Genomic DNA, 24613 nt, shown 5'->3' with positions numbered 1-24613 from the left:
TGGTGCGCACTTATTTCGTGCGTGCAAGGCGTTTTCTGAAGAACGCGGCGACATCGCCCAGTACATCCGGATGCGTGACCAGGGCTTGATGCGATGCCTTGCCATAGCGCGTTACTTCAGTCGGCACGCCTGCGGAAATCAATTCGGCTGCGTATTTTTCGGCTTCGATATGAAGCAAGTCATGCTCGGCGCTCGCAATCAACGCGGGCGGCAAACCATTCAACCGCCGCGATTCGAGCGGCGCGGCATAGGGATGCAAACGTTGCGAAGGATTCGGCAAATAAGCGCGATAGCAGCGCGCGCACTCGCTCGCTTCGAGATCGGGGCACAGCACTTTGCGTTCATCCGCTAAGCGCGTCATGCTCGGATCGAGCAGCGGTGCAAGCAGCACTTGCGCGGACATGCGAATATCGCCGCGATCACGCGCGATGGCGGAAATGCATGTCGCGAGATTGCCGCCCGCATCATGTCCCGCAATGCCGATTCGCAGAGGGTCCGCACGTTGAGCGCGGGCGTGCGCCACGGCCCATTGCAGCGCGCGATAACCGTCTTCGGGCGCGGCGGGAAATGGAAATGTCGGCGCAAGCGAATAGCCGACGGATACGACCCACGCCGGGGTATCGCGTGCAATCGATGCGGCGGCGATATCGCCATCGTCGAGCGAGCCGCTTGTAAAGCCGCCGCCGTGAAAGTACAGAACGATCGGCAAAATCGTTCCGTCCGATGCCGGGCGATAACTGCGCAAGTTGATGGGTTGCACGTGCCCGGCAATGCGTACATCCTCAATGCACAGCCGCGGGGCGCGCTCCAGATCCAACAGTGATGCCATGGTTATTTTTCGTGCAAGGCCCATGAAACAAGGCCGTCACGCGTAAGTTGCGATGCTGCGAATTCTGGATGCCGCGCCTTTTTAGATAAATGCCTATAATCCGGCAACACAATTCGGTCGCACCGAACAATCGTGGATTTCCCTTTAGCGATTATTCTTAGCGACTCGCTTAATTCCGCTTAATTCCTTTAGATGCTAAGCATCCAAGGTGAGAGAACATGGATCGGCTACAGGCAATGCAGGTCTTTACGCGCGTCGTGGATACCAACAGCTTTTCGCGGGCGGCGGATACGCTCAACCTGCCGCGCGCTTCGGTCACGACGATCATTCAGAACCTCGAAGCGCATTTGAACGTGCGCCTGCTTCAGCGCACCACGCGTCGCCTCAATCTCACGCCGGACGGCGCTGCGTATTACGAGCGATGCGTGCGCATTCTCGCGGATATCGAAGAAGCGGAGAGCACGTTCTCAAATAATGGCAAGGGACCGCACGGCAAGCTGCGTATCGATATGCCGGGCGCGATCGGCCGTTTGATCGTGATGCCGCAGCTATGCGATTTCCACAATCGCTATCCGGATATCGAACTGATGATGGGCTTCGGCGACAAGCCGGTCGATCTCATCCAGGAAGGCGTGGATTGCGTGATTCGCGTGGGCACGTTGCAGGATTCAAGTCTGGTGGCGCGGCGTATCGGCGTGTTTCAGGGCGTGACGGTAGCGAGTCCTGACTATCTCGAGCGCCACGGCGTCCCCATGACGCTCGAAGATTTGCAGGACCACACGGCGGTAAATTATTTTTCGAGCCGCACGGGCCGCATCATGGATATGGACTTCGTCGTTGACGATGAAACCGTCGAAGTGAAGATGCGCGGCATGATCGCCGTCAACGATGCGGAAGCGTATCTGAGCTGCGGCCTCAAGGGCGTCGGCGTGCTTCAGGTGCCGCGTTTTATGGCCTTGCCGTACCTTCGTTCGGGTGAACTGATCGAAGTGCTGCCGCAGTGGAGTCCGCTGCCGATGCCTATTTCAGCGGTGTATCCGCATAACCGGCATCTGTCGCCCAAGGTGCGCGTGTTCGTTGACTGGGTCGCTGAACTCTTCGAACGATGCCCGCTGTTGCAAGGGCAAAAGGATGCGGAAGAGCGCTGCTTGCCGACGAGCACGGCCGCGCCAAAGGTTACGCGGCATGGTACGCCGGAGGTGTCGGGGACGGAGGATGTGGTGGCTTGAGCGGCCTTAAAACAGCGCTGATAAAGCCCTCATGACGAAATGGCGTGTCGATTGCATCTGCACCGACACGCTTTTTTTATGCCCTTAACCCCCCACCCCACAAGCCTTAGCGCGATTATTCGCCGATTTCGACAAATCTATTCGCGGATCGGTCATTTATCCGCGACCGCCACGCGACTACATTTTGATCCATCGCAGCGTGCTCATTGTCCCGATTGCAATCCGCAATTGCCCGCACGCTGCATTCGGAATCGAAAGGAGTCGCAAGCATGAAGACGCTTATCACGGGGTTCTCTTTGGCAGCTATTTCGGCTGTCGTTACGACCACGGCGTTTGCTGAAGGCGGTCAGGGTATCGGTCGCGCGGGTACGTATCAGACGGAAACGCTGACGCAAACCAGCACGAACGAAGCGCCGAAATCACGTGCTCAGGTGCGTGCAGAATTGGCTGCGGCCTATTCGAATGGTTCGCTGCCGGCGTTGAATCGCAATTCATATCCTTCGCGCAGCATGTGGGGCGATGCCGTCGCCGCGCAAAGCGAAGCGCGCGCACGCGATGCCGCGCAAGCCGAAGCACACAATCGCGAGATCGTCGAGTATGCGAATGGCTCGGCTACGCAAACCACACGCTAAGACGAGGCCATCATGTTCGACAACACGACGCTTGAGCAGTATTCGGTGCTAGAGGAGCTTTCTTCCGTAACGCCGGTATGGCGGCCGTTTGCGCATCATCATGTAGAAGAAGCACAAGTCGAAACGCTCGGTACAGAGGAAAGCGTGCAATAAGCCTTAAGGAGCACGCTAAGTCGTGAGCGTGCTCCTTAGGCTTTTTTAGCCGCAAGCGCCGATTTCACCGCAAGCAGTGCAGAAGTCGCAACCATCTTTACGAATGACCGCGTTAGCGCCGCAAGTCGCGCATTTAGTCCCATGCATTTGCGACAAACCGTTTGCATCACTAACCGATGCTTCTTCGTCCGCTTCTTCCGTTGCTAAAGCCCTTGCGGGTTCCGCGTGTTGACGCATCAATACACGCGATGGTACCTGATTGCCTTCCGCATCCAAAAAGCCGCGTCGATGAAGAATCTGCTGGATCGCATAGGCAAGCGCGGCGACTTCCGAGTCGTGATAACGCGGGCTGCGATGTCCGTCCAGACGCTCCACATCGCCTAAGCGCACCTGTCCGCGATCCCACGATACCTTGCGCATATCCTGAAGCGTGCGCGCCGCAAAGCCACCCCGCGCCGCAAGCGATAGCGAACGCATGGTCGCCGTGATCCATTGCTGCGATTCGTCGCGCTGACCGGTCGGAATAAAGAATTCGATAGGCCGTTCAATGGTCACGTCTTCGCCGCCTATGCGCCCCGTCACTTCGATGAACGACACCGCCAAATAAAGTGACTTCTTCCCCGCCTGCGTCAGATACTCGACCTTCTCGATGATCGCAGGCAACTCACCACGCGGACGATGATCGATTGCAATACGCAGCGGGTCCAGTTCCGGCTCGTCCGGCGAATCCGCAGGCGTTGCTTGCGGCGTCACCGACAATACCGCACCCAAAGTCTCGTTCGGCCGATACGTCGCCAGCCCTTTCAAGCCGCGTCGCCATGCTTCGAAATAAAGGTCCTGAAATGCGTCGAAGGGATAATCCGCAGGCACGTTGACGGTCTTCGAAATAGAGGTATCCACGAATGGCTGCACCGACGCCATCATCTCCAGATGATCGTGCGCGGACATGTCGAGCGCGCTGACGAAATACTCGGGCAACGCGTTCACATCGCCGCCCATTTCCCGATATAACCGATACGCATGATCTTCAACCGCAAAGGTCTGACTGCTGCCATCGGCCATGCGCTTGGTGCGTTGATACGTCCATGAAAACGCCGGCTCGATACCATTCGATGCATTGTCTGCAAACGCAAGACTCACCGTGCCGGTTGGCGCAATCGAAAGCAGATGGCTATTGCGAATGCCGTGTGCGCGAATCGCACTCTTGATGTCGTCCGGCAAGCGCGATGCAAACGTGCCCTCTTCCAGATAACGCTTCGCATCGAAAAGCGGAAATGTGCCGCGTTCTTTAGCGAGTTCGACCGATGCGCGATACGCTTCATCGCGCATGGTACGTGCAATACGTGTAGCGAATTCGCGCCCTTCGACCGCGTCATAGCGCAGACCAAGCATGACCAGGGTATCGCCTAGCCCCGTAAAGCCCACGCCGATACGGCGCTTCGCTTCGGCTTCACGTGCCTGTTCAGGCAACGGCCAAAGCGTGACGTCGAGTACGTCATCGAGGAAACGCACTTGAGTGCGTGTGGCACGCATTAAGGCATCCCAATCAAAGCTCGGCTTGCTGCCTCGTATCTGCGCAAACGGATCGCGCACGAAGCGCGTCAGATTGAGCGGTCCGAGATTGCAGCAGCCATAGGCGGGCAACGGCTGCTCACCGCATGGATTGGTCGCGCGGATAGTTTCGACGGCGCGCAGATTGTTGTCGTCATTCATGCGCGACATGAACACGACGCCAGGCTCGGCAACATCGTAAGTAGAACGCATGATGACGTCCCACACTTCACGCGCCTGCACTTCCCGATACACCCACAGGCCGTCTTCACGCTGACGAATATCCGCCGACGTACGTTGCGAAGGCGATGGCTCGGCTTTGTGCACAAGTTGCCATGTCGCGTCGTCTGCAACGGCCTGCATGAATTCATCGCTGACTGCGACGGATACGTTGAAGTTATTCCAGCGCCCTTTCGTATGCTTGGCCGCGATGAATTCGAGCAGATCGGGATGCGTGCAATCGAGTATGCCCATCTGCGCGCCACGCCGCGCGCCCGCGCTTTCCACGGTACGGCACGATGCATCGAACACATCCATGTAGCTGCACGGACCCGACGCCGCCGATCCTGTCGAATGAACGCGCGCACCGCGCGGGCGGATTGCCGAAAAGTTATAGCCGACACCACCGCCGCGCCGCATGGTTTCGGCGGCCTGCAACAGCGCGACGTAGATGCCGGGCAAGCCGCTATCGTCTACGCCTTGAATGGCATCGCCCACGGGCTGCACGAAGCAATTGATAAGCGTGGCGTCGATACCCGCGCCCGCCGCGCTCATGATGCGTCCGGCACCAAGCGCGCCGTGCCTGAAGTTATCAACGAACTCGCTTTCGATCTTTGCGCGCAGTGCTTCAGGTTCTGCCAGCGCCACGCCACGCGCGACACGATGATAAATATCATCGACGCTGCGCTCATCGCCCTTGGCATATTTTTCAAGCATTACATCGACAGAAAACTGCTGCGGAGCAAAAGCGGCTTTGGGATTGTCTTCAGCCATGTCGTGGTCCTTTTTTGCGTTGCCTCATACCTGACGATAGCGCGATTTCCCAGCGCCTGCCATGGAACGTTAAACTCTTTGCCTGTCGAAAATGTCCAATGAATATCGCATGAATCCGCCTGTCTTTGGAATCGCGGGCCGCTCGGGCCAAGGCAAGACCACCTTGATCGAATTGCTGTTGCCGTGGTTCGGCGCGCGCGGTCTGACGGTCAACGTCATCAAGCATAGCCATCATTCAATTGAACTTGAACCGCCGGGCAAGGATAGTGCGCGCTTTCGCCGCGCGGGTGCGGGCGAAGTGTTGATTGCCTCGCCTTATCGCTATGCAATCATCAAGGAATTGAACAATGAAGCCGAGCCTTCTTTAATGTCGCTTGCGGCGCGCTTGTCGCATGCGGACCTCGTAATTGTGGAAGGTTTCGCGCGTGAAGCCATGCCGCGTATCGAAGTCGTGCGGCCGTCTACGGGCGTTGATGCGCTGTATCGGACCGATATCGACATATTGGCGATCGCAACAGATGATGCCACCGCACTCGTCGAAACGTCATTGCCGCTGTTGCCGCTCGATGATATCGATCGTATCGGCACATTTATCTGCGAAACGCTCGGCATACGAATTAGTAGCGATCCTGATTAATATGACGATGTCCGCGCGAGCGTACGCATCGCATCCAGACGCGCAGGCTCGATATATACACGCTGCGCCATCGCTTCCATTGCCTGCAATGCGTCTGAGGCGCCGCAAATCTGCGCGGCCTTGGCGTCCGCATCGAGTTCGAGTTTCATCGTTCGTTGGCTTAAGTGTCTTCGGTACGCAATGTAAGCAAGCACGAACACAAGACCGGGCAGCGATATGCGCCATATCTCCCGCTCCGCCGACGCCGCAAATACCGCGCACGGCACCGCAATCAATGCAGTCACGCCGATGCCAGTCAATGCGAAATCGAGCAACATCTTCCTGCGCTGCGTGACGTGCGCGACTTCATGCGCCAGCACGATACGCAGCAGCGGCTCAGGCAAATTCAGCGTCCGCTCGTCGATATCGATTCGATTGGACAGCGCCTCATAACACGGCCCCGACGCTGACTTCACGAAGCGCAATCCGGGCATACGCACATGCAACGTGTCGGCGAAGCGCCGCACGACATTGCGTACGTGTTCCTCGGGTGACTCGCCAGACATGACATCATCAGCCGATAGGGTTATCGGTCCACGCGCTGCGGTCGCGCCAGGTGTCGAGATCCGCAGTGAGACTCGCGAGTTTGCCGCGCGTCAGTTCGAGCGCAGCGCCGCCTAGAACGAGATGCATTGGCGGCTTTTCCGCATGCACTGCTTCGATGATCACTTCGGCCGCGCGCGCCGGATCGCCCGCCTGTTTGCCGCTCTTTTCCGCAATGGACGCACGCCGCCGGCCCGCAATCGCGTCGTAATCGTCGATGGCCTGACGTGCTTGCTTGAGCGAACGTCCTGCCCAATCGGTGCGGAAAGGTCCCGGTTCGACATTGGTGACTTTGATGCCGAGGCCTTCGGTTTCGCGCGCGAGCGCCTCGCCCAAGCCCTCCAAAGCAAATTTTGACGCCGCGTAATAGCCACTGCCAGGATTGCCAACTAATCCGCCCACCGACGTAATGTTGACCACGTGTCCCGTCCGACGCTCGCGCATTCCCGGCAACACCGCGCGGATCATCGCGGCCGCGCCGAAGAAATTGGCTTCGAACACGGCGCGAATATCTTCGTCGTCGCCTTCTTCAACGGCGGCAAGATAGCCGAAACCCGCGTTATTCAGGAGTACATCGATTCGCCCGAACGCATCACGCGCCGCTTGAACCGCCGCCGCGACCTCATCCGCGCGCGTTACATCGAGCTTGACGGCAATCGCGCGCTCGCCTGCACCTTCCACCAGATCTTTCACGCTTGCAGGATCGCGCGCCGCCACCACCGCGCGTCCGCCGCGCGCAATGATTGCCGACGCCAGTTCGCGTCCGAAGCCGGTTGAACAGCCTGTGATGAACCAAACAGCTTGTTTATCGAATGCTTTCGAAACGGACATTGCGCTCCTCCATAAACGATGAAGTCATGAAGCGCATTGTGAACGGAAGCGCGCGACTTTGCTCGACGCGCTAACGCTGCGGTGGCAAGCGCAATACACGGTGCTCGCGCGGTTCAAATAGCACGGAGGGTCGGGTTGCAATAAATGAGTAATGTGCGGACCCGATCCGCAGGCTCACACATGTGGTCCAAGCCTTGAAATCAGGTCCCGATGCTGCGGATATCGATCTTCCAACGCACCGCGCGCAGCCAGTTCGAACTCGCTAAATTCAAACCCCGGCGCAACTGTGCAGCCCACCAGCGCAACACCGGATGCGTCAGCACATTCGGCGGCAAACCAAGTGCCCGCTTCAACCACTGCCTGAAACGAAGCATCCGCATGCACAAGCGCATTTCCCAGCCGATGCGTCACAAGCGTGCCATGCGCATCGAGCACATGCACGAGCACGGAATCGCCCGTATAGAAATGCCAGACCTCGTCGGAACGAATGCGATGCCACGCGGAATGCGCGCCGTCGCAAAGCAAGAAATAGATCGCGGTCGATGCGGCGCGCGTCTCGCTTGCGCCCTCGCGCAGCACGCGATCGTCGGCGCGATAGGTTTCGCGGAAATATCCGCCTTCGGGATGCGGCTCAAGGTTCAATCGACGGATCAATTCTTTGCTGTTTAAGCGCTCGCATTGCATCGTCAATCCCTTTTCGATGTTTGGTTCAATGTATTCTTAATTCAATTCGCCCCTGCTGAAAAGCCTAAGATCGATGAGCAAAGTAACCGTCTCCGTCACCGACTGGATCGACGCAAGTTTCGAAGCCGACGTGGCAGGCGGCCTCGCTGCGTTCAACGCTGCGCAATTCGGGCCGAGCGGTCATCGCGAACTGGCCGTGTCGCTCTATCGCGATGACGAATTTGTCGGCGGACTGGCGGGCTTTACCGCGTGGGAGTGGCTGTTCGTCAAATGGCTATGGATTCGCGAGGACGCGCGCGGTGCCGGTCTCGCCGCGCAAGCGCTGGATGCCGCCGAAGCGGAAGCGAAAAAGCGCGGCTGCCGCGCCGCATGGCTCGATACGCTCAATCCCGCCGCACGCAATGTCTATCTCCGTCACGGCTATATCGTCTTTGGCGAATTACCGGATTTTCTTAAGGGACATGCGCGTTATTTCATGCAAAAGCGTCTTTAGGGATTGGCATTCGCATGCACTAAGCAAAGCATCGGCAAGAAATACAACTTTAGCGGGCGCGTCCCGGCATTTTTAGCTGATTGCTAAACCATACGTTCGGTTTTTTTGTCTGGACCACTCAAGCCTGTAAGCTCAGTGCCGTTAGCACAATAGGTACGACTATTCCCGCTATGCCACGCTGCGTAAGGGGATTTTCGAATTGAAACCTGAGAGACCTAAGCCGGGCCTGGAGCGCCGATGAGTGTGTTTTCTGCGTACCGCGCATACGCCGAGTCGCGCGATGCAGCCGCAGCCGAAAATTCAGCCGTACGTGGCTTGCAAATCGGCACGGCGAGCGCTGCGCCTTCGATCGAGACCTTGCTGCGCGAAGCGGCATCGACCGGTCATCCGCAGGAATGGGCCTGGTATCGGGCGGGCGAAGCATTGCATCTCGAAGGACAAGGCCACGCGCAACTCGGCTGGCCCGAGAGCATCCCCGAAGACGCGTTTCAGACTTCGTGCACGGCTAACGGCTGGCATGCATGGCCAACCGGTCACGGCGAGAATGCGCTTGGCTGGCTGCTTGCGCCCGCGCGTCATCGTCATGATGCGCGGCTTGCCGAATTCGCGCGCGCGTTAGGCGAACGCACTCAATCCGATGCGCTTGCACGCGCGCAACTTACGCAGCGCGTGCTTTATGAAATTGCTTACCTTGCGAGTTCGGTGCCCGAACGCGCCGATTTTTTGCGCTGCGTGCATGAACGTCTTGGCCAACTGATCGATGCCGAAAATTTTTATCTCGCGCTTTACGATCGCAAGTCCGGAAAAATCACTTATCCGTATTACGTCGATGTCATTGATACCGACGTCGTAGAAGCGGATAACTTTGACGTTCTGGATCCGTCGCATCTTTCCATGACGGGCCAGGTGCTCACCAGCGAACAGCCGCTCTTTGTGACGGCTGCGGATATTCGCGCCGCTGAGCAAGCGGGACGATTTTTTTGCATTGGCGATCGTCCGGAATTCTGGATGGGCGCGCCGCTCAAGAATGCGTCCGACGAAGTATTCGGCATGTTGGCCATGCAGGTCTACGATCTCTCGCGCATTTACAGTGCAGAAGATCGCGCGCTTTTCTTGGTGACCGCGCGACATGTCGCCATGGCGCTCGACCGTATTCTTCACCGCGCCGATCTCGAAGAGCAGGTCGCGCGGCGCACATCCGAACTATCCAAGCTAAACGCGGCGCTGCGTCATGGCATTGCCGAACGCGAACGCTCGGAGCACTTGCAGGCCGCGCTTTATCAGATTGCCGAACTATCCAGCCGCCCCGGCGACACGATGGAATTCTTTCGCAGCTTGCACGGTATCGTCGGCGAGTTGCTTTACGCGCGCAATTTCTATATCGCACTTTCCGATACCGACAAAGGTGAAGTGTCTTTTCCCTATTATGTCGATGAAATCGTGCAGGAGCGCCCCGCGCCGCGACGCAATCAACGTGGCTTGACGGAATATGTGATCCGCGAACGCCGTGCGCGTCTGATCGATCATAAGGAAGCGCTGCGTTTGATCGAAGAAGGCGCATTCGATATTGAGCATGACGAAGTACGCTTGCGTTCATGGCTAGGCATTCCTTTGTTCGATGGCGACGTAGTGCGTGGCGTGCTTGCGGTGCAAAGCTATTCGCCGCTTGTGCGCTATACGCAGCGCGATCAGGAATTGCTGACCTTCGTATCGCGTCATATCGATACAGCCCTCTCGCGCCGCCGCGATGCCGAAGCCTTGCATGCCGCCAATCTGGAACTCGAAGCACGCGTGCAGGCACGCACACGCGAGCTTGACGATGCCAACGCGCGCCTGCTTTACGAAAATTCGCATGACGCATTAACGGGATTGCCGAATCGCAGCCATTTGATGCATCGCTTGCGCGGGGCGTGGCGCGACTATCACACGCGCGGCGAAGAACTGTCGGTGATGTTTATCGACCTCGATCGATTTAAAGTGGTCAACGACAGCCTCGGCCATCATTTCGGCGATATGTTGCTCGTGCAAGCCGCTGCGCGTCTGCGCGATTGCCTGCGCTCGGCCGATCTGCTTGCGCGCCTGGGTGGCGACGAATTCGCTGTGCTGTCGCCGAATGCGACGGCGCGTGATGCGGTCGCCATTGCCAAGCGCATTCTCGCGGCCTTCGATCTGCCGTTCCATATCGAAGAACATGTGGTGTTTTCATCGTGCAGCATCGGCATCGTCAGTGCGGATATTCAGTTTCATACCGAACCGACTGATCTGCTGCGAGATGCCGACACCGCGATGTATCGCGTGAAAAATGCGGGACGTGACAGCTTCGTCGTGTTCAACCAAGAGTTGCGGCGTCAGGTTTCGGATCAGGTTGAACGAGAAGGCGCATTGCGCAATGCAATGAAGCGTGATGATGAATTAGTGCCTTATTTCCAGCCAATTGTCGATGTGCAAAGCGGTGCCGTAGTCGCATTGGAAGCGCTCATTCGCTGGCGTCAGCACGATGGACGCATTGTTGCGCCCGGCGAATTCTTGCCCGCTGTTGAAGGCTTGAGATTGATCGGAAGACTCGATCTTTATATGCTCGAACGCGTGGCCGCCATCTTGTCTGATGATCAATACGCGCACTGGCCGCCTGTGCATGTGAATTGTTCGAGCTATAGCATGACGCGCCCCGAATTCGCAGATGATGTGCTTGCGCTATTGCAGCGTTATCGCGTGTCGCCGTCGCGCGTCTGTCTTGAACTTACCGAAGGCGCGCTTGTTGCGGAACCGGATCTTGCGCGCCGCACCATGCAACGGCTTGCGGATAACGGCATGTCCGTTGTGCTCGATGATTTCGGTGCCGGTTTCTCGTCGCTTAGCTATGTGCATCAATATCAGTTCACCGGGCTCAAGATCGATAAGTCGTTTATCCTCGAATTGACCGCCAGTCCGCGCAGCCGCGCGATCGTGCGGGCGATCGTACGTATGGCCGAATCGCTTGGATTGACGCTTGTCGCTGAGGGTGTCGAAGATGCGGAGACCTTAGCGGTGTTGCGCGAAATGGGCGCGGCCCAAGCGCAAGGGTATTTCTTCGATAAACCTTTGCCGCTAGCAGCGCTGACGCGTACTTCGTTAGCGCCGCGCACGTCATCGAGCGCTTTGCTTTAGGGCCAAAGCAGGGTAATCCCTTGATGAACGCCCGCAAGTTGCAGTAATTGCCACCGGCTATAAATAAATTAAATGATCGGGTAAGCGATTTCCAATCAAGCGAACTCGGAATCGCGCTAGGATTAAAAAGGCGTCGATATGGAGCGAGGCTTTGTACGGCGCTTTTGCATGACAAAGCCACGCGGGCCCGACATCCGTCAGGCTGCCAAATGCCTAAAGGCACAAGGAGGTTTTATGAAGTGGGACACCCCAGCATTTACCGACATGCGCTTCGGCTTTGAAATTACGATGTACATTGCCACGCGCTGATCAGCATGAAAAACGGCCGCTTCGTTACTGAAGCGGCCGTTTGAATTTTCGGACTTACTTCTTTTGCGAATCGCGCTCCGAAGGCTGATGCGATTCCATTCCGCCCTTGCCTGCCGGCTCCGGCCGGTCACCTGAACCATAAGGCACCTCCGCCGTTTGATGCGGATGCTGATCCAACCGCCTGTTTTCAGGCTCGATTTCCGCAGCGTTAGGACGATGCCCGCCTTCCACGGTCTTGTTGGTGCGCTTGGCTTCCTCCGTGTTCATCTTCGATCTCCGTTTAGCGAATTCGATGAACAAACATTAGCAACGCGCATTCCACAATCGCGCTAAGCGGTCCGCTTTTTGCGGGGCGCTTCGTCAAGCCACGGAGAAGCGCAATGTCCCCCACTCTGCATAAAGTCGCGCGCGCGGACGAAGTGTCGGCCGAGCGCGGTACGCGCGTTTGCATCAAAAACGATAACGCTCGAGAAACGCCCATTCTGCTCGTGCGTGATGGCGAGATCGTGCATGCTTACTCTGCCGATTGTCCTCATGCAGGCGCACCGCTGGAAGAAGGCGCGATCTGCAACGGACGTATTGTCTGTCCATGGCATAAAGGCACTTTCGAACTGAGCGATGGAAGTCTTGTCGAGCCACCGCCTTTAAAGGGCTTGACGCGTTATCCGGTCACACTCAAAGACGGCGATGTGTTCGTGTCTTTGCAAGCGGACGAAGCCGGTCGCTCAAAGCCCACATCCGGCAAATCAGATAAAACAATCTTGATCGCGGGCGCTGGCGCGGCAGGCGCTGCCGCATGCGCCGCCTTGCGCGAAGCGGGATTTCCCGGACGCATCGTGCTCGCCGGTCACGATGCCGCCATGCCTTACGACCGCACATCGCTAAGCAAATTCGTTGTTTCCGGCGATATGCCAGCAGATGAAGTACCGCCCTTGCTGGACGATGATTTCTTCGAAAAGCATGCAATCGAACGAGTCGAATCGAGCGTGATGCATCTCGATGCGAAAAGCAAACATGTGGAACTCGTAAGCGGCTTCAAATACGACTATGACGCCGCATTGATCTGCACAGGCGGTGTTCCCAAGCCTTTGGCCATTCCCGGTGCGAATCTCGCTCACGTGCATCTTCTACGGCATCTTGATGATGCAAGTGCAATCTTAAGCACGCTAAAGGAATTGCCTGAGCATGCACGCGCAGTGATCGTGGGTGCGAGTTTTATCGGATTGGAAGTGGCTTCGTGTCTAAGAAAACGCAATGTCGATGTGACCGTCGTTGCGCCCGGCAAGGTGCCGTTTGCCAAGCAATTCGGCGTACGTATCGGCGAAATGTTCAGGAAATTGCATGAGAAGAATGGCGTTACGTTCCGTATGAATGCACACGTCAGCGCGTTTCGTGGTGGAAATGCGGTGCGCGAAGTCATGCTCGATTCGGGTGAACGGCTTGCGGCGGATATGGTCGTCGCGGGAACGGGCGTGGAACCTGCCACCGCGTTTTTGGCGGGCGTGGCGCTGGATGAAAACGGTGGCCTCGCCGTCGATTCGAGTATGCGTGCAGCGCCCGATCTTTTCGCAGCGGGCGACATCGCGCGCTTTAGGCTGCCGCAGACGAATGAATCAGTGCGTATCGAACACTGGCGCGTTGCACAACAGCATGCGCGTGTGGCGGCTTACAACATGGCGGGTATCGAGCGAGAGTACGCAGGCGTCCCTTATTTCTGGACGTTTCATTACGACAAGACCTTCGAATATCTCGGCCATGCGGAAGATCCCGATCGCGTAGAAATAGACGGCGATCTTGACGCACAGCACTTCATTGCATATTTGCTAAAGGATGACCAAGTCCGCGCCATTGTCGCGTGCGAACACGATCACGCAATGGGCAAGCTGGCCGAAGCAATGCGCGAAAAGCTCACGCTTGACGAAGCGCGCCGTATAGCGAGTGAGTGAATGGAACATCGTTTGCTGTGGGTAGCTTGATATCCAGTGCAGGAGCCCACGTTGACTGCGAAAACACTCTCACTCGCGATCGTTATCGCGCTCTCAAGCATTACTGCATTCGCTCAAGAATATCCTAAAGGATTTGGGCCGAATCCATCGCTGGATGCGCCAAAGAAGTCGCTGCTGCCGACGGTGAATATTGCGCCTGCTAAGCCTTGGCAGCAGGGACAAAAGCCAAGCTCGCCAGCAGGCTTCGAGGTCACCGCATTCAGCACCGGACTCGATCATCCACGCTGGATCACCACGTTGCCCAATGGCGATGTGCTCGTCGCGGAAAGCAATGCACCTGAGCCTCACGACTCAAATGCGGGTCTAAAAGGGATGGTGATGAAGAAGGTGCAAAAGCGCGCCGGCGCTGCGGTGCCAAGTCCCGATCGGATCATTTTGTTGCGTGATACCAATGGCGACGGCATTGCCGAAACGCGCACCGTGTTTATCGACAAGCTGCATTCGCCCTTTGGCATGGTGCTGATCGGCGATCAGCTCTATGTCGCGAATACCGATTCAATCATGCGCTTCAAGTATCAGACCGGTGAGACGCAGATCACGACGCCCGGTGAGAGATTTATCGACTTGCCTGCAGGGCCGATCAATCATCACTGGACCAAGAACATTATCGCCAGTCCCGACGGCAAGAAGCTTTACGTGACAGTCGGTTCGAATAGCAACGTCGCGGAAAATGGCATCGATGCAGAGCAAAGCCGTGCGGCCATTCTCGAAGTGGATATCGACACCAAGCAGACACGGCTTTACGCGAGCGGCTTGCGCAATCCGAATGGCATGTCATGGCAGCCGCAAAGCGGCGCGCTTTGGACCGTAGTCAATGAACGCGACGAGCTGGGTAACGATCTGGTGCCCGACTATATGACCGCCGTTAAGGATGGCGCGTTTTATGGCTGGCCTTATAGCTATTACGGCCAACATGTCGATGATCGGGTCAAGCCTCAAGATGACGCTAAAGTGCAATCCGCTATCGCGCCCGACTATGCGCTAGGCGCGCACACGGCATCGCTCGGCCTTGTATTTTACGATGCCAAAGTATTTCCGCAGCATTACTGGAATGGCGCATTTGTCGGTCAGCATGGGTCGTGGAATCGCAAGCCCAGAAGCGGATATAAGGTCGTATTCGTGCCTTTTACCGATGGCAAACCGTCGGGACCACCCGAAGATATCCTGACGGGCTTTCTGTCTTCGGACGGGCGCGCGCAAGGACGGCCCGTCGGCGTCGCGATCGATCATACGGGCGCTTTGCTTGTGGCGGATGACGTCGGCAATGCGGTGTGGCGTGTTGCGCCGGCGGCTAAATAATGGCTGCGCGAAAGCCTAAGGCCGGCGCGCCTTTGCTGTTTTCGCTTGCGGAAAAGCAAATCGTCGCCCTTTACGATGCAGGCGTGCTTTCGCCTGCTGTGCTTCATCACGTGATCGCTGCGTATGCGGACAGCGGCGTTGATTGGTCCGCAACCGCGACGCTCAAAACAGTCGATAAGCATTCCGTACAAGAAGCCGTCGTACTCACCATGATGCCGGGGCGCGCTTTACGTTCGGCTCAGAAAGACTTTCTCTCGGTTGTCGAGCATCTGACTGGAAATAGCGCGGTCGAAGAAACTGAGGACGATGAATCACTTCTGGCGCAACTCGGCGGCAACGATTCCGATGGCAAGCGCACCGCCGCCGCTAAGAAAACCGCGCCTAAGCAAAAATCCGCTGGCTTTAATCCTTTAGTAGGCGCACGCGCTGTTGGAAAAGGCTAGGCCGTCTTAATGCGGAACGCCTGGCGCGATCAGGTCGAGTAAATCATCCATATCGAACGGCTTGGCGAGAATCGGCACGCCGAGATGTCGCGCGCGCTCGATTTCATCTGCATAGCCCGTCATCAGCACGAGCTTTTGCGATGGCAGGCGACGTGTAATCTGTTCAGCGAGATCAATGCCGTTCATGCGCCCCGGCATCTGCACATCGGATAGCACGAGATCGAAGCTATAGCCCTCGCCCATTAAATCAAACGCGCCATCTGCGCTGTCTTCGTGATGCACCGTGCATCCGCATACTTCGAGCACGGCATTGATACCTGCTGCAACGTCCACATTGTCTTCAACCAAAAGCACCGATGTCCCGCGCAACGGATGCTCTTCTGCCGGATGACGAACCGCCGTCTCAGGCATCGCTTTTTCGACGATCGGCATGGCAGGTGCATGAGTAACTGGCACAGGACCCTGATGACGCGGCAGATAAAGGCGAACGGTCGTGCCCGCACCCGGCACGCTTGTGATGCGCGCCGTGCCGCCCGCTTGCTCGCATGCGGACATGACTTGCGCTAAGCCAAGGCCCGTCCCTGCACCGCGTTCCTTAGTAGTAAAGAGCGGTTCGAACGCGCGCCTCAGTACCGCGTCGGGCATGCCTTCGCCGTTGTCGGTAATGGAGACGAGCACATATTCACCGTCCGGAATATCGGTTTCATTGCCGCGTACGCGCGCGTTCTGACAACGAATGACGATACGCCCGCCATGTGGCATGGCCTCATGTGCATTGACGGCGATATTCACCAAGGCAAGCTCGAGTTCGACGTGATCAGCAGTCACCCACCATACATCGGGCGATAATTCGAGCGTTACCGTAACGTTGAGATGCACAGCAGCCCTGACGGTATCGAGCACGCTTCGCAGCCACGCGGTTGGATCGAGTAATTCTTGTTTAAGCGGACTCTTGCGCGCAACGCTCAATAAACGGCGCGCTAAAGATTCCGCACCAGAAGTCGCGCGCTCGACCGCAAGCACTTCGCTCTCGACGTCATTGAAATGTTTGTGGCGCGCCAGCTCCATATTCGATGCCACGACCATCAGCAAATTATTGAAATCGTGCGCCACGTTCGCGACGAGATTGCCTAAAGCGCCCATGCGTCGCAATTGACGGCTCGACGCTTCCATTGAAAGACGCGTCGCGACTTCTGCCTGCCAGCGCTCCCACGCGGCCTGTTCAGCATTGACGCGCCGAATGGAAAACGCGATCAACAGCCATATCGCCAAGCATGGCAGCGCCGCAATAGCCGACACGAGCATGAGGTGATACAGCCAGTACGTTTCGATGACCGACGTGGCGTAGCCCGTCGCGACATAGAGCGGATAGTCGCCCACACGCCGATACGCGAGCACACGCTCGACGTGATCGATCGACGAACTCATTTGCAGACGCCCATACAACTCGTTATTGCGAAACGCGTTCGTGAACGGCGAATTGGTGGTGGGCTGCGTGCCATCCGGATTGGCCGGATAGCGCACCAGAATGCCGCCATCACGCCGATACAACCCAATGACGAGCGCCTGATCGCCCGCTGCGAGTTCGCGATAAAAGTCCGTGAAATAGCTGCGTTTCAACGCGATGGAGACCACGCCGAGAAAATGTCCGTCGTGCGAAATGCGGCCCATCGTAGTGGTAAATACATCGGATTGCGCGACCTTGCCACGTAAGGGCAACGAGAAATACGTCACGGGCGCAACCGCGCGCGCCGAGACGAAGTCATCGCGATCGGCGATGGAAACGGAAGGCGCGGGATAGAACCGGCTATTGGCCAGCAGCACGCCTTCTGCACTGAACACGGAAATGGCCGCGACCTGCGGGAGCGTGCCGCTCATATCGTCCAGCGTGCGATGCAGCGCTTCCTGACGGCTGGTGATATTGGCATCGTCGCTATCGCCCAGCATATCGACGACGCGCGCTTCCAGTTGTTGATTGAGGTCCAGCACCTTGAGCGCGTGCTCGTTCGCAACGCGCGACAGGCGCTCGGTCAGTTCCTCGGCGTCCACATAGCGGCGCTGAATATCGTAATAGCCATAGATGCTGAGACAAGCGAGCGGAATCAAAACCGATGCGGCGAGCACGAGCAACAGCACACGCCGCGTCAGCGCGAAATTGCGCGTGGGCAATGGCAGGTCTAGTGTCGCGGTCTCAGAGGAACTCAAGCCGTTCGCCTCCAGGGAAATCGACCGGTATATCGTAACCGGTACGCGCTCTGCGGCATAGCGCACACTTAGCGCAATTTCTCGCCTTATTTTCTTAAGGGCCGGGCATTTTCTTTTAATGCGCCAGACACGTCAACCGCGCATTAAATGCGCCTTGGCTGCGCTTGAGGTTTGGCTAAAGACGCTTAAGATTTTTTAGCGGCGTAATGGGCAGCGTGCGCTTGTGATGTGTTGCGTCGTGGAAACGGTAGATAGTGGTGTAGACCGCGTCGGAGACAAGCTTACCTTCCAGAAAATCATCGATGTCGTCGTAACTGATGCCGTAGCTGTCCTCGTCGGGCTTTTGCGGCGTCAGCGTCTCCAGGTCTGCCGTGGGCATTTTGATAACGATCTCATCGCTTGCGCCCAAGGCTTTAGCGAGCGCGCGCACGCGACGCTTATTCAAGCCGTAAAGCGGCAAAATATCCGCGCCGCCATCGCCATACTTAGTAAAAAATCCCATTAAGGATTCGGCCGCGTGGTCAGTGCCGATCACTAAGCCCTGACGTGCGCCCGCTACAGCATACTGCGCAATCATGCGCTGGCGAGCCTTGATATTGCCGAGCACGAAGTCTTTGTGTTTTTCATCGGCGTAACGCGCGCCTGCCTGATCGAGCGAAGCCAGCATCGCGTCGGCGGCGGGTCTGATATCGACCGTGAGCGTTTCGTCGGGCCTGATAAAGGCCAGTGCGCGTTGTGCGTCCGCTTCGTCGTGCTGTGTGCCATATGGCAGGCGCATCGCGATAAAGCGTGCTTCTTTGCCGCCTGCGCGCAATCGTTCGACGGCGAGTTGCGCAAGACGGCCCGCAGCGGATGAATCGACACCGCCGCTAATGCCAAGTACGTAGACCTTCAATTTCACTGCGTCGAGATAATCGGCAAGGAAGGCGATGCGCGCATCTATTTCGGTTTGTTCATCGAACGTGGGCGCGACCTTCAGTTCTTCGATGATTGCTTTCTGACGAGTCACGTGGTCGTTAGACATGAGGCGGTCCTTAAGGATATCGTGCGTTCAGTCTAGACCCGAACGCACTTCCCTAAAGCTTTAGCCTTAAGCCTTAGCCCGCCATTTCACGATCGGGTGTAGACGAGATGCGATGAATGGCCAGATCCGCGCCATTGAATTCTTCTTCGCGATCGAGCCGCAATCCAACTGTCATTTTGATCGCGCCGTACACCACGCCGCCACCCACGAGCGCCAGCACGATTGCACCGACCGTGCCGATGCTCTGCGACCAGATCGACACACCGCCGATACCGCCAAACGTCTTTTGCCCGAAGATGCCTGCCGCAATACCGCCCCAAGCGCCGCACATGCCATGCAATGGCCATACGCCCAAAACATCGTCGATACGCCAGCGGTTTTGCACGCACGTGAACATCTGCACGAACAATACGCCCGCCACCGCGCCGACAATAAGCGCGCCCAACGGATGCATTAGATCCGAACCCGCGCACACCGCCACCAGTCCCGCAAGCGGCCCGTTATACGTGAAGCCGGGATCGTTGCGACCGGCGAACCACGCGGCCAATGTGCCGCCAACCATCGCCATTAAAGAATTGACCGCGACGAGTCCGCTGATCTTATCGACCGTCTGTGCGCTCATCACATTGAAGCCGAACCAGCCGACCGCCAATACCCATGCGCCGAGCGCAAGAAACGGGATGCTCGATGGCGGATGCGCCGCAATGCGCCCGTCCTTGTGATAACGCCCGTGACGCGGCCCTAGCAGCAAAACCGCAGGCAAGGCGACCCAGCCGCCAAAGGCATGCACGACCACCGATCCTGCAAAGTCGTGAAATGGCGCGCCAAATGCTTGCGTCAACCATGCCTGAATGCCAAAGCGCTCGTTCCACGCCATGCCTTCGAGCAATGGATAAATAAAGCCGACGATCACGCAAGTCGCAAAGAGTTGCGGATTGAATTTCGATCGCTCTGCAATGCCGCCCGAAACGATTGCAGGAATGGCGGCGGCGAAGGTCAGCAGGAAAAAGAATCGCACTAACGCATAGCCGTTGTGTTGTGCGAGCACATCCGCGCTATGCATGAATTGCACACCGTAAGCGATGTTGTAGCCGATAAAGAAGTACGCAAGCGTCGAAACGGCGAAGTCGACGAGTATCTTTACTAAAGCGTTGACCTGATTTTCGCGGCGCACGGTGCCGAGTTCAAGGAACGCAAAACCTGCGTGCATGGCAAGCACCATTGCGGCGCCCAGCAACAGAAAAAGTGTGTCGGTTCCGGATTGAGGTGCCTGCATGATGACGGGTCGCAAGTTCAAAGGGGCGGAATATTGCAAGTTCCGGGCCAATTTGGCGCATTTAGCGCTAAGCCGGTGCAGCTAAAGCCTCAGAGGGAAATATTTTGGTGCGGAAAGTCTTGACATTGGACGCACTAAGAATGTGCAATGCGCCGTTTAGCGGCATTTATGCACTTTCTTAGCGCCAAGCTTAGAGAAAGGTTGTGATGCATTCTTCATTCGAAAACCGACGCGCAGCGGGCTGCGAATTAGCGACGCGCCTTGACCGCTATGCGCACAAAAATGACGTCAGCGTGCTTGCGTTGCCACGCGGCGGCGTGCCTGTGGCGTTCGAAGTTGCGCGCGCGCTCGGTGCAGTGCTGGACGTGCTCGTGGTCCGCAAGCTCGGCGCGCCCTTAGAGCCGGAACTTGCAATGGGCGCGATCGCTTCCGGCGACGCGTTTTATCTCGATGAGCGCATCGTCGATTACGCGGGCGTCAGTCGGCGTGCGCTGGAGGAAGTGATCGCGCGCGAGCGGATCGAATTGGAACGGCGCGAAAGGCTTTATCGCGGTGACAAGCCACCGCTTGATGTCGATGGCCGCATCGCTATCATCGTCGATGACGGTATGGCGACAGGCGCCACCATGAAGGTTGCGTGCATGTCGCTGCGAAATGCGCGTCCGTCACGCATCGTGGCTGCGGTGCCGGTTGCGCCATTGGAGTCCGAGGCGCGCGTCGAAGCAATCGTCGATGAATTCGTATGCGTGCTCAGGCCCCGTCATTACTTCGGCGTCGGCCAGTTTTACGCCGATTTCGAGCAGACCAGCGACGATGAAGTGCGTGATCTGCTCGACCAGGCGCTCAAGCCTTAGCGGGTCCAGGGCGCATCGCTTAATACGTCTCCAAGCGCATATTTTTCTCGCGCGCGTTTAATGATCGAACGTTCGAGAACGCCTTCATCCACGAGCGATTTCAACGCCGCCAATACGATCGCCAAGCGGTCCACTTCAAAAAACGCACGCAAGGACTGACGCGTGTCACTGCGTCCAAAACCGTCCGTGCCAAGCGTGACGTAACGGCGCGGCACATAGGCGCGAATCAGTTCGGGCAATGCGCGCACATAGTCGGTCGCAGCAACCACAGGTCCGCGCGAAGCAGCAAGCGCTTGCGTCACAAACGCGTCAGGCGTGTCTTCATCTGCAAGACGAGCGACACGTTCCTTAGCCGCGCCATCACGATGCAATTCCGTATAGCTCGTCACGCTCCATACGGCCGCCTCTATATTCCAGTCTTCTTTCAACATGACGCGCGCGGCAATTGCTTCATTAAGGATCGCGCCGGAGCCAAGCAATTGCACTTGAGCGTGATCTTCGTCGCCGGTATCGAGCCGGTAAATGCCGCGCAAAATGCCTTCGCGCATGGTGTCGTTCAACACGCCACCGGGCAAGGAAGGCTGCGCATAATTCTCATTGGTCACGGTCATGTAATAGAAGACATCGTTTTGACGCGTCATCATTTCCTGCATGCCTTCATCCACGATTGCTGCGACTTCATAAGCGAACGCGGGATCGTAGGCGCGGCAATTCGGAATGGTCGATGCCGTGATATGACTCGTGCCGTCCTGATGCTGCAAGCCCTCGCCGCCAAGCGTCGTTCTGCCCGATGTCGCGCCGATCAAAAAGCCTCGCGAGCGCTGGTCCGCAGCCGCGAAAATCAGATCGCCGATACGCTGGAAACCGAACATCGAGTAATAGATGTAGAACGGCAGCATGGGCAGATCGTGCACGCTATACGACGTCGCCGCCGCGATCCACGATGAAATCGCGCCCGCCTCCGAAATGCCTTCTTCGAGAATCTGGCCTGTTGTGTCTTCGCGGTAATAGAGCATCGAGCCCATATCTTCCGGCTCATACAATTGGCCAAGCGGAGAATAAATACCGACTTGCCTAAAGAGATTCGCCATGCCGAATGTGCGTGCTTCGTCCGCCACGACCGGCACCACGCGCTTGCCGAGTTGCGCATCCTTGAGCAGATTGCCAAGCATGCGCACGAAGGCCATGGTCGTGGACATTTCCTTGCCGGATGCATCGAGTGCGAATTGGCCCCATGTTTTAAGGGCTGGCAGCGTAATCGCGTGCGTGGCGCGTGCGCGCCGTCTTGGCAAATAACCGCCTAAGGCCTGGCGGCGTTCATGCAAATAGCGCATTTCAGGCGCGCTATCCGCAGGCTTGCAAAACTTCAATTGTTCGACATCCTCATCAGATAAAGGCAAGCGGAATCGATCGCGAAATGCCTTGAGATCGTCGAGATCGAGTTTCTTTTGCTGGTGTGTCGTCATGCGCCCCTGACCGACCGTGCCCATGCCGAAGCCTTTCATCGTCTTGGCAAGAATGACAGTTGGCTGTCCTTTGTGTGAGAGTGCCTTGGCATAAGCGGCGTGCAATTTCCTGACGTCATGTCCACCGCGACGCAAGCGGTCGATGTCTTCATCGGATAAATGCGCGGCGAGCGCGGCCAACTCTGGATTCTGGCCAAAGAAACGTTCGCGGTTATAGCGTCCGTCGTTAGCGGAGAAAGTCTGGAATTGACCATCGACGGTATGTGCAAAGGCGCGCAGCAATGCGCCGGTTCGATCGCGTGCGAATAACGCGTCCCAATCCGATCCCCACAGTACCTTGATAACGTTCCACCCTGCGCCAGTGAATTGCGCTTCGAGTTCATCGACAATGCGGCCATTGCTGCGCACCGGTCCATCGAGCCGTTGCAAATTGCAGTTGATGACGAAAACGAGATTGTCGAGTTGCTCGCGCGCGGCAAGTGACAGTGCACCGATCGACTCCGGCTCGTCCATTTCGCCATCGCCAAAAAAGCCCCAGACTTTGCGCCCTTCCGTTTGCAGCAAGCCGCGATTCTGCACATAGCGCATAAAGCGCGCTTGATAAATGGAGTTGATCGGGCCAATGCCCATCGAGCCGGTCGGAAACTGCCAGAAATCCGGCATCAGCCACGGATGCGGATACGAACACAATCCGGGGCCGGCAATTTCGCGTCGATAGTGCTTCAAATGTTCTTCGTCGAGAAAGCCTTCGAGATACGCGCGCGCATACACCCCCGGGGATGAATGCGGCTGGAAATAGACCAGATCGCCGCCGTGCTGTTCGCCGTTCTTTTCATTGGCTGCGCGGAAAAAATGATTGAAGCCGACCTCGAACAAATCCGCCGCCGATGCATAGCTGGCGATATGGCCGCCCAGTTCGCCGTAAGCGCGATTGGCACGCACGACCATGGCCAGCGCATTCCATCGCAGCACTGCGGCGAGTTTCTCTTCGATCTCGAGATTGCCGGGGTAAGGCGGCTGCCGTGAGACGGGAATAGTGTTGGCATAAGGCGTTGCACGCGCACGCGCGGACTCCACGCCGACCGACAGCGCGTGCTCCGCTAAGCGATCGAATAAATACTGCGCGCGTTCCTTGCCGACATGATCGACGACCGCATCCAGCGCTTCCAGCCATTCGGCGGTTTCGGCGGGATCGGTATCTTCGCGGCCTTTGGCAAGCGAGAGAATTTGCTGCGTGCCGTTGGATAAATCAGTCATGGCGCAACTCCGGTGAAGTGTCTCGGCTTCAATTCCTGGCAATTCTTTAAGCATATCCAGAGCCAGACAGAATGTGCGTCTCTTTTAGCTGGCTTAGCGCTATTCCTTAGTGTAATTTCTCTGATAAATGGCTAAAAACCGGAATCGATCTACTATGACCGCAAACACTAAGCAGCGACTGGACCGTATCGACATCGGCATTCTTAACGAGCTTCAGCAGAACGCGCGCATCACGAATTCGGAACTGGCGCGCGCGGTGAATCTGTCTGCTACGCCATGCTTCAATCGCGTTCGCGCCTTGGAAAAGGCGGGCTTGTTCAGGCAACACGTCACGCTGCTTAGCCCTGAAGCACTGGGCTTAAGCATCAATGTGTTCATTCAGGTGAGTCTGGAAAAACAGGTGAAAGACGCGCTGGCGCGCTTCGAACATGCAATCAGCGAACGCCCGGAAGTCATGGAGTGCTATCTGATGACAGGCGACGCCGACTATCTGCTAAGAGTCGTGCTGCCGGACGTCGCGGCGCTGGAGCATTTCATTCTCGAACGGCTAACCAAGCTGCCGGGCGTCGCGAATATTCGTTCGAGCTTTGCGCTCAAACAAGTGCGCTATAAGACCGCGCTGCCTTTGCCTGCTTCCGGTTTGACGTTGCCAGAGCCTAAGAGCGACGCCGAGGAATGGACATGAATGTCTGATCAATGCGGTCGATCATGCC

At 57.2% G+C, this 24613-nt stretch carries 22 protein-coding genes; 12 read left to right on the top strand and 10 right to left on the bottom strand.

Translation table 11 applies throughout. The features are described from left to right. Positions 1 to 10: 10 nt before the first annotated feature. Positions 11 to 829: an alpha/beta hydrolase gene (locus P7F28_RS07075; RefSeq protein WP_277183790.1), complete on the bottom strand. Its 819-nt coding sequence runs from the start codon at positions 827 to 829 to the stop codon at positions 11 to 13. Positions 830 to 1047: 218 nt separating this feature from the next. Here P7F28_RS07075 and P7F28_RS07070 point away from each other — a divergent pair, with 218 nt between their 5' ends. From P7F28_RS07070 to P7F28_RS07060, 3 genes are all read left to right on the top strand, one after another. Further along, a complete protein-coding gene (locus P7F28_RS07070) occupies positions 1048 to 2058 on the top strand; it encodes a LysR family transcriptional regulator (RefSeq protein WP_277183789.1) in 1011 nt (336 codons plus the stop codon). A 269-nt stretch (positions 2059 to 2327) separates the two neighbouring features. Further along, positions 2328 to 2690 (top strand): DUF4148 domain-containing protein, encoded by a 363-nt coding sequence (locus P7F28_RS07065; protein ID WP_277183788.1) that lies wholly within the window; start codon positions 2328 to 2330, stop codon positions 2688 to 2690. A gap of 12 nt (positions 2691 to 2702) precedes the next feature. Next, a complete protein-coding gene (locus tag P7F28_RS07060; RefSeq protein ID WP_277183787.1) occupies positions 2703 to 2843 on the top strand; it encodes a hypothetical protein in 141 nt (46 codons plus the stop codon). Between the two features lie 45 nt (positions 2844 to 2888). On the opposite strand, the gene P7F28_RS07055 is transcribed toward P7F28_RS07060, so the two are convergent. After that, positions 2889 to 5387 carry an adenosylcobalamin-dependent ribonucleoside-diphosphate reductase gene (locus P7F28_RS07055; protein WP_277183786.1) on the bottom strand — a complete coding sequence of 833 codons (2499 nt, stop codon included), beginning with the start codon at positions 5385 to 5387 and terminating at the stop codon, positions 2889 to 2891. Positions 5388 to 5496: 109 nt separating this feature from the next. Here P7F28_RS07055 and mobB point away from each other — a divergent pair, with 109 nt between their 5' ends. Then, positions 5497 to 6024, top strand: a complete 528-nt coding sequence (gene mobB / locus P7F28_RS07050) for a molybdopterin-guanine dinucleotide biosynthesis protein B (RefSeq protein WP_277183785.1) — start codon at positions 5497 to 5499, stop codon at positions 6022 to 6024. Here mobB and P7F28_RS07045 read toward each other — a convergent pair. The 3 genes from P7F28_RS07045 to P7F28_RS07035 all read right to left on the bottom strand — a co-directional run bounded on the left by P7F28_RS07045 (position 6021) and on the right by P7F28_RS07035 (position 8121). Next, on the bottom strand, positions 6021 to 6569 hold the full coding sequence (locus P7F28_RS07045; protein WP_277183784.1) for a M48 family metalloprotease: 549 nt from the start codon (positions 6567 to 6569) through the stop codon (positions 6021 to 6023). The two genes, mobB and P7F28_RS07045, sit on opposite strands and share 4 nt — an antisense overlap. A 7-nt stretch (positions 6570 to 6576) precedes the next feature. Then, a complete protein-coding gene (locus P7F28_RS07040) occupies positions 6577 to 7437 on the bottom strand; it encodes an oxidoreductase (protein ID WP_277183783.1) in 861 nt (286 codons plus the stop codon). 174 nt (positions 7438 to 7611) lie between these two features. Beyond that, positions 7612 to 8121 (bottom strand): cupin domain-containing protein, encoded by a 510-nt coding sequence (locus tag P7F28_RS07035; protein WP_277183812.1) that lies wholly within the window; start codon positions 8119 to 8121, stop codon positions 7612 to 7614. A gap of 73 nt (positions 8122 to 8194) precedes the next feature. Between P7F28_RS07035 and P7F28_RS07030 the strand changes: the two genes are divergently transcribed. The 3 genes from P7F28_RS07030 to pqqA all read left to right on the top strand — a co-directional run bounded on the left by P7F28_RS07030 (position 8195) and on the right by pqqA (position 12070). Continuing rightward, positions 8195 to 8614, top strand: a complete 420-nt coding sequence (locus P7F28_RS07030) for a GNAT family N-acetyltransferase (protein ID WP_277183782.1) — start codon at positions 8195 to 8197, stop codon at positions 8612 to 8614. Between the two features lie 237 nt (positions 8615 to 8851). Continuing rightward, positions 8852 to 11761, top strand: coding sequence for an EAL domain-containing protein (locus P7F28_RS07025; RefSeq protein WP_277183780.1), 2910 nt, complete (start codon positions 8852 to 8854; stop codon positions 11759 to 11761). Between the two features lie 234 nt (positions 11762 to 11995). Next, positions 11996 to 12070: a pyrroloquinoline quinone precursor peptide PqqA gene (gene pqqA / locus P7F28_RS07020; RefSeq protein WP_277183811.1), complete on the top strand. Its 75-nt coding sequence runs from the start codon at positions 11996 to 11998 to the stop codon at positions 12068 to 12070. Between the two features lie 54 nt (positions 12071 to 12124). Here pqqA and P7F28_RS07015 read toward each other — a convergent pair whose 3' ends face one another. Continuing rightward, positions 12125 to 12337: a hypothetical protein gene (locus tag P7F28_RS07015; RefSeq protein ID WP_277183779.1), complete on the bottom strand. Its 213-nt coding sequence runs from the start codon at positions 12335 to 12337 to the stop codon at positions 12125 to 12127. A gap of 113 nt (positions 12338 to 12450) precedes the next feature. Between P7F28_RS07015 and P7F28_RS07010 the strand changes: the two genes are divergently transcribed. From P7F28_RS07010 to P7F28_RS07000, 3 genes are all read left to right on the top strand, one after another. Then, complete coding sequence (locus P7F28_RS07010; RefSeq protein WP_277183777.1) at positions 12451 to 14016, top strand: FAD-dependent oxidoreductase; 1566 nt, start codon at positions 12451 to 12453, stop codon at positions 14014 to 14016. A 78-nt stretch (positions 14017 to 14094) separates the two neighbouring features. Continuing rightward, entirely contained in the window at positions 14095 to 15375 is a 1281-nt protein-coding gene (locus P7F28_RS07005; protein ID WP_277183810.1) for a sorbosone dehydrogenase family protein, read from the top strand. Beyond that, positions 15375 to 15818, top strand: coding sequence for a hypothetical protein (locus P7F28_RS07000; protein ID WP_277183775.1), 444 nt, complete (start codon positions 15375 to 15377; stop codon positions 15816 to 15818). Before P7F28_RS07005 ends, P7F28_RS07000 begins: the two co-directional genes overlap by 1 nt. A gap of 6 nt (positions 15819 to 15824) precedes the next feature. Here P7F28_RS07000 and P7F28_RS06995 read toward each other — a convergent pair whose 3' ends face one another. From P7F28_RS06995 to P7F28_RS06985, 3 genes are all read right to left on the bottom strand, one after another. Further along, on the bottom strand, positions 15825 to 18023 hold the full coding sequence (locus P7F28_RS06995) for a hybrid sensor histidine kinase/response regulator (RefSeq protein ID WP_277183774.1): 2199 nt from the start codon (positions 18021 to 18023) through the stop codon (positions 15825 to 15827). A gap of 175 nt (positions 18024 to 18198) precedes the next feature. Beyond that, on the bottom strand, positions 18199 to 19047 hold the full coding sequence (nadE, locus tag P7F28_RS06990; protein ID WP_277183773.1) for an ammonia-dependent NAD(+) synthetase: 849 nt from the start codon (positions 19045 to 19047) through the stop codon (positions 18199 to 18201). A 73-nt stretch (positions 19048 to 19120) separates the two neighbouring features. Further along, positions 19121 to 20323: an ammonium transporter gene (locus P7F28_RS06985; RefSeq protein WP_277183772.1), complete on the bottom strand. Its 1203-nt coding sequence runs from the start codon at positions 20321 to 20323 to the stop codon at positions 19121 to 19123. Positions 20324 to 20529: 206 nt separating this feature from the next. Here P7F28_RS06985 and P7F28_RS06980 point away from each other — a divergent pair, with 206 nt between their 5' ends. Then, on the top strand, positions 20530 to 21177 hold the full coding sequence (locus P7F28_RS06980; protein ID WP_277183770.1) for a phosphoribosyltransferase: 648 nt from the start codon (positions 20530 to 20532) through the stop codon (positions 21175 to 21177). Here the strand turns inward: P7F28_RS06980 and mdeB are convergent. Further along, a complete protein-coding gene (mdeB, locus tag P7F28_RS06975; protein WP_277183769.1) occupies positions 21174 to 23900 on the bottom strand; it encodes an alpha-ketoglutarate dehydrogenase in 2727 nt (908 codons plus the stop codon). The genes P7F28_RS06980 and mdeB overlap by 4 nt on opposite strands. A 154-nt stretch (positions 23901 to 24054) precedes the next feature. Here mdeB and P7F28_RS06970 point away from each other — a divergent pair, with 154 nt between their 5' ends. Then, positions 24055 to 24585 (top strand): Lrp/AsnC family transcriptional regulator, encoded by a 531-nt coding sequence (locus P7F28_RS06970; RefSeq protein WP_277183768.1) that lies wholly within the window; start codon positions 24055 to 24057, stop codon positions 24583 to 24585. Positions 24586 to 24613: the final 28 nt, after the last annotated feature.

It is taken from the genome of Caballeronia sp. BR00000012568055, from assembly GCF_029439455.1.
Lineage (GTDB): Bacteria > Pseudomonadota > Gammaproteobacteria > Burkholderiales > Burkholderiaceae > Caballeronia.
The sequence above is the reverse complement of the archived record's forward strand: the minus strand, read 5'-3'. Positions and strand labels throughout refer to the sequence as shown.